The following is a 13106-nucleotide window of genomic DNA, read 5'->3' as shown; positions in this document are numbered from 1 at the left end:
TATAAATTAATTTCAATAAGCGTATGCAAATCAACGTTTATTGAAATTTTTGCATTTTTAAGAAGTATTCAAGGAATTTAGTAATAATATAAAGACCAATGAAGGTATCTCTTGCAAGCTGTGCCATATTTGATAATTGTTGTTCTAAGACTATAACAATATAAGGGAAGGGGATACTATATTATCTTTCTACAGCGGTTCTGTAATAACCTATTACTCTATGGAGAATTGAAAATATCCTTGATTCTTGCGGAACTAAAGGGAAATGATTGTTCAAGAAGAAAAGTGTGTTTGGACTGTACGGTATAATGAGAAACAAATGAACGAGAGAGAATATTTTGAAAATAACTCAACAGTGGAGTAAAGCAAAGAATAATAATAATATAGAATTTGTGCATCAATTATAGTAAAATCATACAAAAATGTATAATTAATATAAGGGGGCGTTATGGATATAAAATTAAGGAAACGTATCTTAGTTGGAACTATTATTTATACCATTTTAATTTTCTATTTTCTCTATCTTGCATTTGGTCGATTAGAACATTTTTCATTATCTAGTAGAAATGGTTACACATTTATTTTCGTTCCAGAAGGAGTCCCACTTTCTTTCCCTAGACTAGATTTTGGTTGGATATACAGTTTCGGAAATATTGCTACGTTTATCCCTTATGGAATCCTGATTCCTCTGTTGTATCGTGTGAGTTTCAGGAAATTCATTTCTTTGTTTGTCTTGTCTATCCTCTTTCTCGAAACAATCCAGGCTTTAACCCATTTGGGTAGTTTTGACTTAGATGATGTGTTTGTAAATACACTAGGCGCTACAATCGGATTTATCGCATATAAAGTTGGATTTTCTTCAAAATTATCTCTTAAAAAGCTTATTGTTTCTGTCCTTTCTATTGTTGTTCTTCTAGTTGGAGTAATCGTGATCTCGGAAACGGTTGATTATGTTGTGGCAAAAAGAGAAGGTCCGATTCAAGCCTTACACGATGTGAAGGAATTGAACGGAATCATTCCTATGATTGGAAATCTTTCAAGTTTCACTGTAGCAGGGAAGAAAATAGAACCCAAGCTGAACGTGTATACCAGTAAAGATGGCAAAAGCAAATCATACACGTATAACTTGGAGAACAAGGAAGATGTAACGCTCTATGCTTATTTTGGCATTTCAGACAATGGTGATTCCAAGGGAGAACTTACGATAGAGGTAGATGGAAACCGAATAATTCAGCGAGATGAAACATGGAATAAAGAAGCAGAAAAAATAATCGTTCCACTTTTTCACATGATGAATCCTAAAACAAATATGACATATAGTAATGTAAACGAAATTTCGATTACTGTTTCTGGGAACGCGAACCTATGGGACGTTAGGTTCAGTGAACAGAAGCATTGGTGGGAGTAAAGAAAGAAAAACAAACAAGCAAACAATGAAACCATTATATCGCTAAAAGGCTGTCGAGAAGGTCTCGAGAGCTTTTTAGCGATAATCACTAAATTTAAAATAGACTCCCCTGTTCAATTCCTAAATGAATGGTCTCTCCAATTTTCGAATGAAGTTCCTCCATTACTGGTGTTGCTAGCGTTTCGATATTGAATTGTCTAGCAGCTGCTGCACCATATCCAATCAAACGGCTACCCAATGTAAAGCGGTTCGTTTGTTCATGTCTGATGACAAGGTTTAAATCCAACATGGAGTTCATAATTTTAGAAGCAGTTCCCTTATTCAATGTGAAGGCCTTGCAAATCTCCATAAGACTTACGGGAGCCTCAATATCTCTTAAAAAATCCATTATCTCGACCGCTTTATATAAAACACTGCCGTATTTCTTTTCTTCCGACACAATCAAATCCTCCTATAACTATGATTATTTATTAAATGATTGAATTTAATACTATTAATTCTTGCGTTATCCTGTCTTTTAAATAAGAAAAAGGAGTACCTCTCCATAATTCCGAATTGAGTAAGTGACTATAAACTCAGAGACTGGAGGAAACTCCTTTTATCTATTATAAGACAGAAAGCACTTTTAGTATCAATGTATAGAAAAGATTTGACGTGATATAAGCTAAAACGGTAATTATTAATTGTTTATATGAAAACAGTCTGATTTCTTGTCCTGACATGGAAAACCACATTTTGATGCGTTATGGTGAATCGTATCATTAGTAGGTGACATTCTTTAGTAACAAGGGTTTTTCTGCTTCAACTAACGGGGCAGGATAATTTTACAAGTATGACACTTACTTATAAAAAAACTTTATGTTACTATTATAATACTAATTTTACAAATTAATCCTTAAATAACTCCCTCTTATTTAAATGATTGGATTAATAATTTATTACCATTTTAACCCATTTTTGATTCTGTATGTAAATATTCGGAGATGCAACTTAAAAATTCAAAGGAGTGAAACCAATGTAAATCAATATTTCTCATCATTCGTAATTATTGAATAAGAGGGGTTGTTTACATTGAAGAATAAATCATTTAAAGTTCTACTAGCTGGTCAATCTTTAGCTAATGCTGGAGATGTTTTTTATATTGTTGCGCTTATAACAAGTGTTTACAATGTAACCCATTCTTTATTTTATGTTTCGTTGGTTCCTGCAATAAATATGCTTGGAGGATTTTTAGGTGGATTATTAGCACCACTTCTAATAGATCGGTATAAGTTAAAAACGATTTTATTTAACTCTCAATTTATTAAAACTTGTTTCTTACTTATGCTAACCCTGTACGTATCATTATTATTAACACAAGGTACAATTGTAACGATTTATATAATTATTTTCTTTATCACTTTTTTAGATAGTTTCGCTAACCCATCAAGTAGTGCATTGATACCTCAACTTGTTTCAGAAGAAAACTTATTAAAAGCAAATAGCCTAATGTCTTCTATATATCAATTCATTCAGATGGGTGGGTGGGCCGCAGGTGGTATATTAGCAGCATTCTTGCATACTAATGGGTTATTAATATTGACGTTTAGTTTGTATGTACTATCTACTTGCTTACTGGCATTTGTTAAAGTCAAAGAAAAGAAAACATCTGAAGAACCATCAGTAAAGGCAAGTAAATTGCCTTCGTTGTTTGAAGGTTGGAGAATAATTGCAGGTGATAAGAGCCTACGTGTCCTCCATTTAACGCTAATTTTTAGTTCTATAGCTGGTCCAGTATGGGTATCGTCCATTCTATACCCTTTTATAGACATAAGGCTTGGGGTAGGAACTGAGTGGTGGGGCTATATAAACACCTCTTTATTATTCGGATTATTTCTAGCCGGAATACTTGCATATAGACACTCTGATTTCATTAACAAAAATATTAGAAATGTTCTATTAATTGGAGGATGTATGGTCTTTCTAATGACTCTTTTGTTTGGACTTAATGTACATCCCGTCATTTCTCTTATACTGATTGGTATGTTTGGTCTATTCGAAGAGTTGAGGATGATTTCTATTCATACAATCATCCAAAGTTTAGTTAGGGATAAGCTTTTAGCTAAGGTTTATGCAGTTCAGAGTTCTTTAACAATGGCAACATTCGGAATATCAACTCTTATGATGGGGATACTGGGACAGCGATATAGCATAGTTGTTGTCTTTATTATTGCTTCGATAGCCTTATGTTTTTCCTTTTTTTATAGCATTACCTCCAGGAAGTATTTAACATTAACTATAGGCGCATCTAATAAAAACCTCGAAAAGCAGTTGTAAATGATTAAGACAAAAAGCCTGTATCGATGATTACTCGGTAATCAAAGTTACAGGCTGTATATTTGGATAGCTAATGATTCTTATGATTATAAATTCATGGAGCGAAATAAGGATTGTACCGAATATTGGATAAAGAATTAAGTAGAATATCATATAAGGTATTAGTAGATAACATTAGTAACAAATTCGTTAGTTATAATAGGAAAACATAAAGTTGACAGATACCTGTTGGCTTTTTTTTGTCGCATTTCGGAAGATCTAGTTTACTAATAGTGTTTTTCATTTTATCAGGACAGTTTAGTGCAATAAAATGGTAACATATTGCTGATACAAAATTAACAAAGGGGTAAATTATGAAGGTAACATTGGCAACAAATGAAGAAATTAATATGCTGCATTGAAAGTTAAAAAATTTTATGCCCACCTTTCCGAAGAGAATGGGGAAGCAAGTATATTGATAATTGCAAGAGTGTTGAAGGATAACTGAAGCCAGAGGGTTTCAATAGCTCATAGCAGGTCTGTTGCGTTCATTACTTATTCCAATGAATGGGTGTATTTATACGAATCATAGGGGGGATGATGTAATCACGCCCTCAAATCCCTTATATGACTGGGCTTTAGATTATGATGAGAGTAGAATGCTCTAACATTATGCTGACATTGAGGATTTTAACGGAGGCTTCTCACGAGTTCAGCGAACTTTTGAGAAGCTTCTTTACTTTTCAAGAATTTAAAGGGGCTTACAATCATGAATCCACAGAAAGGAAATCAAGTCTTTTATCTGAAGAGTTAGTTACACAATTAAAAATAACGATATGCATCAATTAAACTAGTTATTTTTAATAATTGTTTTTCAAGTGGACAAGCTGAAACGGTAACTAATCATTTTTTCATTGAAAATTTTATTTTCAGGGATTCTTATATGACCCAGCACAACAATAATATTAATAATATCGTTCCATTTAATTCTGAAGCATACTACAAAAACAATACATAATAAATGTGTACAAGTTCTTTGAAAAGGATGTTGAGATTGAGACATCAATTGCGGGCTTGAATCCTAATACCGCTTATTGTCTCGCTCCAGTAGACGCAATAAACTCTCTTCGGTCCCTGATCCGGGTGCCGGAACGTAGAAACACCAGTGCAGGCCTGGGTCGTTATCGACTACAGAAGCGGAATGGATTACGAACTCCATCTCCAGTGAGTCTGGAAGACGAAATAAAGCAGTTGCGACCCTCCTTTGCTTGATTTCATAGAGATCCCAGAAATGCACAAACTCTTCACTTTCCATCCTCAAACGTTCGAACCGTTCCATATACAATGGATTATCCTTATAACGGTCTAAGTTTGCTCGCACCATCGCCGTCATGTATCGGGCATACCCCTCCCATTCCACCAGTCTTTGTCGGTAATCCGTATTAAAGAACATAATGTTCATCATATTCCGTTCATTTATCGGCAGACTACCAAAATCGGCTATTATCAGTTCCGCTGCCCGGTTCCAGGCGATAACATCTGTTCCTTCGTCTGTGACGAAAGAAGGATAATGCAATTGATCAACGATCGTTTGCAAAAATCCGCTATCTGATCTTTTGCTATTTAGCACTGCACCTGCGCTCGCCGGGTCTACATTTGCCAAATCAAAGAGATGCTTTTTCTCGTCTTCATCCAACCTCAGCGCGTTACTGATATTTAGCAGTACTTCCGGCGACGGATTAACCTCTCTGCCTTGCTCCAGCCAAGTATAGTAAGTCACGCTTAAATTAGCGAGATACGAGACCTCTTCTCTTCGAAGCCCAGGGGTCCGTCTTCGTCCGGGAAGCGGCTTTATCCCCACTATTGAAGGTTGCAACCGTTCCCTGCGTGATTTAATGAATTCACCCAATGTCGATGAGGAATGATTCGTTTTCACATGTATGACCTCCCATTAATCTATGTGAGAATACAAATCGAAACTAACAAAATTAACCAAATTTTCTTATGCACGATTATTATATCTTGTTAAAGTGTCTGTAGCAACAGACATAACCTCCACCGAGAATGGATGCCTGTTAATCCCGCTAATAGTATAGATATGATGTGGTTAATAACCTCTACCGACAGTATGATTAAAGTATTACGACAGAGAAGTGATGTCGATAGGAGGTTTTGGTTCGTGAACAAGTATGCCTATGGAAACAAGCTAGCTCTAGTCACCGGTGCATCATCTGGGATCGGGAAAGCGTATGCCAAAGAACTGGCGGCACGAGGTTGTCATGTCGTTCTGGTAGCGCGCTCCAAGGATAAACTGGATGCAATGGCTAGGGAAATAAACCACCAGTATGGCGTGAAAGCATATGCTTTGGTTTGTGATTTATCCAAAGCAAATGCCCCGCGTCAACTGGCCGAACAAATTTCTGAAATGGGTTTGTCGGTCGATATTCTCATCAACAACGCAGGCGTTGGCACTTATGGCCGTTTCGAGGAATTAGATCCTGAGCGCGAGCAGGAAGAGATTATGCTGAACACGGCATCGTTAGTCGATCTTACGCATCGGTTGCTGCCTAATATGCTGAGGCGAGAGGATGGAGTCATCGTTAACGTGGCTTCGATGGCCGCGTTTATGCCATGTGCATATTCTACAGTTTACGGGGCTACCAAAGCGTTTGTATTGTCCTTCTCTGAGGCACTATGGGCGGAAACGCGCGGGCGAGGCGTCCGCGTGCTCGCACTGTGCCCAGGTGCAACCAAGACGGGGTTTTTCGATGCGGTTGGCAGTGAGGAGATGGGGGCGGGTCAAAAGCTCTCGACTCCGGAGAAGGTTGTACGGGCTGGAATTCGCGGGATTGACCAGGAACGCAGCTATATTATCGATGGCCGTAACAATTACCTTATGGCTCAAATGATCCGATTTTTTAGCAGGCAAAAGGTAGCTATGATCATGGAACGTATATCAAAGCCAAAAAGTTAGGGGAGAAGGATGCAAGACTTACGCCTTAGTTCAGTGAGAAAACGATGCAGATGATGGAACTAAAAGTTGTTGAATTCAATAATTTTTTTAAAATTATGTTTATAGTGATAATATCCATGGTATTAAATGGTAAAGGAGGTGATGGAATGAAACGTTTTTTTGTAATCGTTAGTGCCGTTTTGTTCGTCCTGGTTGGTGGATTGGTAGTGGGTTCTTCTACTGCTCAAGCAAGTGTTCCACGGTATTCTTTTCAAACAGAAGATGGAAAATGGGATGGTGAGATTTATAATCCTAACAAAGGCAGTAACATACGAATAGAACTAGTTTCTCCAATCTATTTAAAGACCTCTACTGGAAGTGAGAAATTAACTGATTATAGTAAGATAAAGGTTCGCCTCGTGAATGCTAAAACTGGAAACGCCACAGTCTATCAGAGCTTAGCAGGTGGTAAGTCGTTATTCACAGGTATGAAAACAGGTAAATTTTATGTTGACGTGAAAGATGGATACTCTTCTGGCAAAGTAACTGGAAAATTAGATATTGTTTTCATGAACTAACGCAAGCGCTAGTACCTAAAAGACTGCCAATTGGCGGTCTTTTTTTAAAAACATACAGATTCACGGAAAAAATTTTAATGAAATAGCCCATATGGAATTAAAAACAGTTTAATCCAGCATAGATCAGCTTTCTAATAGAAGAAGAATTGGGAACCAGTGCTTTTTTTTAGCGCTTGTAAGTAGTAATATTAACTCTCTTTGAACCTTGCATCATTACTTTGGAACATTTTGTATGAATGAATTTTGAAGGAAGATAAGAGTGGAATACTAACATTTTGCTAACATTGAAGATATTAAAAGGAGTTGCGCATGAGCTAATCATACTTGTGGGAAGCTTCTTTTTTTCTTGCGTAATATGGGGGTACACGTTTTTGATATTTGGTCAGTACATTCATCTACTCCGTTTTTGTAACAATAAAGACTTTAGTGTGATAATCTTGAACTAGTTGAGAATTTTTGGATTTTAGTGACCTTTAAAGCTTTGATGACATCTTCATTCGAAATATGTTTCCTTCTGGAATCTCTTATCCTTGGCGTGACTAGGTCTACAGAATAGTTTCTTTCAAAGATAAGCAATCCCTTAAACCAAAAATAGGTGGTTTTGAAATGTTGAGAATAGTGCTTCCAAGTATAGCTATGATTGCTGTAACATATGCGCTTGCCCGATTAAGTTTTGGGTTGTTTCTTCCCAATATATCTAATACGCTTGGATTAAGAGAAAGTGATGGTGGCTTTGTTGGTTCTACAGGGTACGTTTCCTATTCACTTGCTTTATTTATTTCATCGTTCATAATTAAAAAGTTAGGACAACGTAAGGTGAATAATCTAGCTGGTCTTACTGCCGTAATAGGGTTATTAGGTATAGCTACTGCAAATTCATTCGTCCATTTGGCGATAGCTGTATTTGTAGCAGGCATAGGTAGTGGATTAGCCTCTCCAGCTCTTAGTCAAATGGCAACAAACATGTTTACAAGAGAAAAGCTTGACCAGGCAAATACCTGGATAAATAGTGGGACAAGCTTTGGGATAATTTTTACGGGACCCATCGTATTATTATTCACGGAGCAATGGCGACTGTCATTTTTCTTTTTTTCATTTATCGCAGTTATAGTCCTCATTTGGAATTATTATATTATTCCATCTAATAAAGATCAAAAAGAGGACTCTTATGATAACACAAACTGGTTATCAGTAATAAAAAGAGCAAAATTCTTGATAACCGCTTCCCTGATAATAGGCATATGCTCTTCTATTTTCTGGACGTTCTCAAGAAGTTTTATAACAACAGAGTATAATATGACGACTAAAGAAAGTGTTGTATTTTGGATTGTTATGGGAGCGGCAGGTATCGTAGGAGGAGTGGCAGGAGGTTTAATACAGAGAGTTGGGTTAGGATGGTCTTATCGTTTAATTCTTTTAGTTTTGTTAGGTTCAATTGCAATGTTGAATCTTTCAGACGACGTATTCGTTTATATTTCGGCAGGGTTATTTGGTATTTCGTATATACTCATTACTGGTTTGTTTATTGTGTGGGCAACAAGAGTCTTTAAGAATTCGCCAGCAAAAGGTGTTAGTTTATCGTTTTTATCTTTAGGGATTGGTCAATCACTCGGCTCTTTCTTTGCAGGAAAAACAATAGAAATGACATCCTATCCGTTTGGGTTTACTTTGTTTGCTATTTTAGGGATCGTTGGTTTATTTGTTCCAACAGAGAGTTAAACATGGGCCGACACCTTGAAAACACTACATCTACATTTTCACTCATTTGTGAAAGTTATATATAGTATAGAGAGTTTAAAATGGATGAAGATACCAAAATGCTCTAAAATGAAAAGTAGTCTTAATAAAAGGGAGTTTTTATATATGAACCTGTCTTTACAAAATAATAAAAGTACTCAAATATTAGATGAAACTTCCGTTTTAGCTGCTTTAGAGTTGAATTTATCAATGATAGAATTTAATTTAAATAGAGAAGTGATTTGGGTAAATGAAAATTTTGCAAAGACTTTAGGATATACAGTCAATGAAATGAAAAATATGGTGCATGAACAATTTTGTACTGAAGATTTTAAGAATAGCAGTGGCTATAAAAAGTTGTGGGATAATCTTGGGAAGGGAGAAAAGTTTCAAGAAAAAATTCAGCGGGTTGGTAAAACCGGAAGTTTATTTTGGTTTGAAGCAACTTATATTCCAATCCTAAATGAAGAAGGTAAAGTAGGATATGTTCTTAAAATCGTCACCGATATCACTGAACGTGAAAATAACACAATAAAGATCATTTCTCAATTGAAAGAAATGCCCGCTGCATTAGTAAATATAGTCGTGGAAAATTCTTCTGAAAAAATACAGGCAGTTGAATCACTAAAGAAACAAACTGATTTGATAAGTGAAGTAGCCAAAAATATACGCAATATTTCCTCGCAAACGAATGTTCTAGCATTAAATGCAGCCATTGAAGCGGCACGTGTAGGAGAACAAGGTAGAGGTTTTAAGGTTGTAGCTGACGAAGTAAGAAAAATGGCTGGTAATGTGGATGATGCTATTAAACATGTAAATTCTAACGTGGAAAATATTACAAAAGAAGTTGGGAAGGTTAGCAAAATAACAGTTGACTTACAAAAAATAGTCAAAGAAACTCAGTCAACATTTAATAAGACAATTGAAGAATTCGAAGGCGTTACTAAATAAACGAGTAGAGTTAAGTGAATGAGGAATTAGCAATACTAGTCTAAGTGAGTTGCTCTTTTTTCAAACCATTCTTTTTCTTTATTTATAGAATCATGTTTCCGGAAATAAATACTGACTTAAAATGTTTAGAAGGGCTTCCATCCGTGTCGACTGATGGAAGCCCTTTTCTTACGTATTGTCAGTTGTTTGGTCATTGAGTTCATTCAATTTTGTGGGCCATTTTTGCTTTAATGCACTGATGAAAGTTTGGACGTTTCTCTTATCTTTCATAATAGGTGAATACACATAGGAAAGAGTTCGAGGAAAAGTCTCGTTTTTTAGCTGTAGTATAGACAGTGTCTTATGTTGTACATCTCTTTCGATGACACTACTGGATAAGAGAGAGAGCCCCATACCATTTTTAATGAGTGTTTCTTTGATTCCCTGATTACTGCTTATGGTAAGAAGCGACTTGACCTTCAGCCCATTTGAACGGATAAGGTGGTTAAGGTATTCACGTGTACCCGACCCCACTTCTCGGGTGACCCAGGCTTGATTTTGTAAGTCGGCAATCGTAAGCTCTTTTTTCCTGGCTAGTTCATGATTATTGGATGAAACAATAAATAATTCATCTTGCATGAAAGAGTGAACGGAAAGCTCCTTTTCATTGGTCTGGCCCTCAATCAAACCAATATCTACATTATATAACCGGACAGATTGGACAATTTCTTCCGTATTACCGATCACCACCTGAAGCACAAGTTCAGGATAGTCATTTTGCAAATCGATGAGTAAAGAAGGCAGTATATACTCACCAATTGTAAAACTGGCACCTATCTTTAATTCCCCTTTTATCGTGTTATGACGTTCTTCGATGTCTCGTCTCGTTTGTTCGTAAATGGTAATCATCTGCTTTGCTCGCTCGTATAATATCTCGCCAGTTGGGGTGATTTTTATGTATTTTGGAGACCGTAGAAGCAACTTAGTCTGGAATTCTTGTTCCAATTTTTTTATGTGTAAACTAACATTTGGTTGTGACATTAGAAGCATGTCAGCTGTTTTTGTGAAGTTTTTTACTTCCACAAGGGTTACAAATGTTTTTAATGCATCGTAATACAAGAAATCTCACCTCATTATAAGTAATACTAATAGATTTAATAATATATATATATTTTACTAATAATTTTACATCTGGTAAAGTTTAACTAGAAATATATAGAATTAGCAGGAACTGATAAACCTGTCTTTTCAAGATGGTTTGTCGATTTAAGTATTGTCATGTTTTTATAAAAGATTAATAGGAAAAGAATCTACAATGATAAATATTTGAATATTCGTTATACATAAGTGTAAAGTTATTATTCTTTTGTGAGGTGGAAATCGTTGCAACTTCAGGTAATGAACAGTCCTTTTAATCAAGAACAGTCAGATCTGCTTAATCGCCTATTGCCAACTTTGACAGAAACACAAAAAGTTTGGTTGAGCGGTTATTTGTCTGCGACCCAGTCTTTTTCAGCAGTAACAGAGGCACCATCCCAAGAACTTCTTGTTAAACAGCAAGAAAAGACCATATCAAAAGAAGTGACCATTCTCTACGGATCTCAGACAGGCAATGCCCAAAGGCTTGCTGAACAAGCGGCTAAGAAGCTTGAAGAGAAAGGATTTCAAGTAGTCACGTCATCCATGAGTGATTTCAAGCCGAATAGTTTAAAGAAGGTCAAAAACCTTCTTATCACTGTCAGTACGCATGGTGAAGGCGATCCGCCGGATAATGCTTTGACATTTCATGAATTTGTTAAAGGTAGGCGTGCGCCAAAACTGGATGATTTCCATTTTTCCGTTTTGTCGCTTGGAGATAGCTCGTATGAGTTTTTCTGCCAGACGGGGAAAGATTTCGATGAACGGTTAGAGGAGCTTGGCGGCACTAGGCTTTATCCGCGCGTTGATTGCGATTTGGATTATGATGAACCTGCAACGGAGTGGCTAGAAGGTGTTATTGCGAGCTTATGCGAGGCTGGGGAATCGGAAATTGTTACCCCTATCGAGCAATCAGTTACTGGTGAATCAGTATATTCGAGAAAAAATCCGTTTAAAGCGGAAGTGTTGGAAAATCTCAACTTGAATGGCCGTGGCTCAAATAAGGAAACTCGTCATCTTGAGTTGTCATTGGAAGGATCAGGACTGACATTCGAACCTGGTGATAGTCTTGGGGTATATCCGGAAAATGATCCTGCTGTGGTGGATCTTATTCTTGAGGAAATTCAATGGGAGCCCGAAGAAAAGGTGAGCATAAACAAACAGGGAGATGTTCTTTCGCTTAAAGAAGCACTCACATCTCATTTGGAAATTACCGTATTGACGAAATCGCTTCTTGAACAGGTTGCACAGCTTTCAGGTAATGAAAATTTAAGGGAGCTTTTATCTCCTGGAAATGAAGAAAAATTAAAAGCATACCGTCAAGGAAGGGATTTGCTAGATCTAATCCGCGATTTCGGTCAGTGGGGGGATTCGGCACAAGAGTTCGTTTCCACTCTTCGGAAAATGCCGGCCCGCCTTTATTCGATTGCAAGCTCTTTATCCGCAAATCCGGATGAAGTCCATTTGACTATAGGAGCAGTTCGATACAATGCACATGAGCGTGAACGGAACGGTGTTTGTTCTATATTATGTGCGGAACGATTAAAACCTGGTGAGAGCTTGCCGATTTACATTCAACACAATCAAAATTTTAAGCTGCCGAGTAACCCAGATACACCGATCATCATGGTTGGACCAGGAACAGGTGTTGCTCCGTTCCGCTCGTTCATGCAAGAACGTGAGGAAGCGGGCGTGCAAGGTAAATCGTGGATGTTTTTCGGGGATCAGCATTTCGTGACGGATTTCCTTTACCAGACCGAATGGCAAAAATGGCTGAAAACAGGTGTGTTAACGAAGATGGATGTTGCGTTTTCGCGTGACACCGATGAAAAAGTCTATGTGCAGAACCGGATGCTTGAACATAGTGCTGAATTATTTGGCTGGTTGCAAGAAGGCGCGGCCGTTTATATTTGCGGAGATGAGAAAAACATGGCACATGATGTTCATGAAACCCTTATTGGAATTATCGAAAAAGAAGGAAGCATGAGCCGCGAGGAAGCGGTAAGCTACCTTACCGACATGCAAAAGGAAAAACGATATCAGCGAGATGTATATTGAGTTTGGATTG

At 37.0% G+C, this 13106-nt stretch carries 10 protein-coding genes and 1 pseudogene; 7 read left to right on the top strand and 4 right to left on the bottom strand.

The genetic code is table 11. The features are described 5' to 3' along the window. The first annotated feature begins 448 nt into the window (after positions 1-448). Entirely contained in the window at positions 449-1408 is a 960-nt protein-coding gene (locus ACIQXN_RS12355) for a VanZ family protein (RefSeq protein WP_402966743.1), read from the top strand. A gap of 94 nt (positions 1409-1502) precedes the next feature. On the opposite strand, the gene ACIQXN_RS12350 is transcribed toward ACIQXN_RS12355, so the two are convergent. Then, a complete protein-coding gene (locus tag ACIQXN_RS12350) occupies positions 1503-1847 on the bottom strand; it encodes an IclR family transcriptional regulator (protein WP_402966741.1) in 345 nt (114 codons plus the stop codon). 632 nt (positions 1848-2479) lie between these two features. On the opposite strand from ACIQXN_RS12350, the gene ACIQXN_RS12345 reads away from it, so the two are divergent. Then, the gene (locus ACIQXN_RS12345; protein ID WP_402966739.1) at positions 2480-3724 is read left to right on the top strand and encodes an MFS transporter; all 1245 of its coding nucleotides are present in this window, start codon (positions 2480-2482) and stop codon (positions 3722-3724) included. Between the two features lie 1060 nt (positions 3725-4784). On the opposite strand, the gene ACIQXN_RS12340 is transcribed toward ACIQXN_RS12345, so the two are convergent. Beyond that, a complete protein-coding gene (locus ACIQXN_RS12340) occupies positions 4785-5366 on the bottom strand; it encodes an MmyB family transcriptional regulator (protein WP_402967121.1) in 582 nt (193 codons plus the stop codon). A gap of 18 nt (positions 5367-5384) precedes the next feature. Next, positions 5385-5639: pseudogene (locus ACIQXN_RS12335) on the bottom strand (helix-turn-helix domain-containing protein); the annotation flags it as partial. Positions 5640-5882: 243 nt separating this feature from the next. Between ACIQXN_RS12335 and ACIQXN_RS12330 the strand changes: the two are divergent. From ACIQXN_RS12330 to ACIQXN_RS12315, 4 genes are all read left to right on the top strand, one after another. After that, positions 5883-6677 (top strand): SDR family NAD(P)-dependent oxidoreductase, encoded by a 795-nt coding sequence (locus tag ACIQXN_RS12330; RefSeq protein WP_402966737.1) that lies wholly within the window; start codon positions 5883-5885, stop codon positions 6675-6677. 146 nt (positions 6678-6823) lie between these two features. Continuing rightward, on the top strand, positions 6824-7234 hold the full coding sequence (locus ACIQXN_RS12325; protein WP_402966735.1) for a hypothetical protein: 411 nt from the start codon (positions 6824-6826) through the stop codon (positions 7232-7234). A gap of 606 nt (positions 7235-7840) precedes the next feature. Next, positions 7841-8953, top strand: a complete 1113-nt coding sequence (locus ACIQXN_RS12320) for an MFS transporter (RefSeq protein ID WP_402966733.1) — start codon at positions 7841-7843, stop codon at positions 8951-8953. A 144-nt stretch (positions 8954-9097) separates the two neighbouring features. After that, a complete protein-coding gene (locus ACIQXN_RS12315; protein WP_402966731.1) occupies positions 9098-9922 on the top strand; it encodes a methyl-accepting chemotaxis protein in 825 nt (274 codons plus the stop codon). Between the two features lie 168 nt (positions 9923-10090). On the opposite strand, the gene ACIQXN_RS12310 is transcribed toward ACIQXN_RS12315, so the two are convergent. Further along, positions 10091-11020, bottom strand: a complete 930-nt coding sequence (locus tag ACIQXN_RS12310; RefSeq protein WP_402966729.1) for a LysR family transcriptional regulator — start codon at positions 11018-11020, stop codon at positions 10091-10093. 264 nt (positions 11021-11284) lie between these two features. On the opposite strand from ACIQXN_RS12310, the gene ACIQXN_RS12305 reads away from it, so the two are divergent. Then, positions 11285-13096, top strand: coding sequence for an assimilatory sulfite reductase (NADPH) flavoprotein subunit (locus ACIQXN_RS12305; RefSeq protein WP_402966727.1), 1812 nt, complete (start codon positions 11285-11287; stop codon positions 13094-13096). Positions 13097-13106: the final 10 nt, after the last annotated feature.

The organism is Peribacillus sp. NPDC097295, from assembly GCF_044761665.1.
Lineage (GTDB): Bacteria > Bacillota > Bacilli > Bacillales > DSM-1321 > Peribacillus.
The sequence above is the reverse complement of the archived record's forward strand: the minus strand, read 5'-3'. Positions and strand labels throughout refer to the sequence as shown.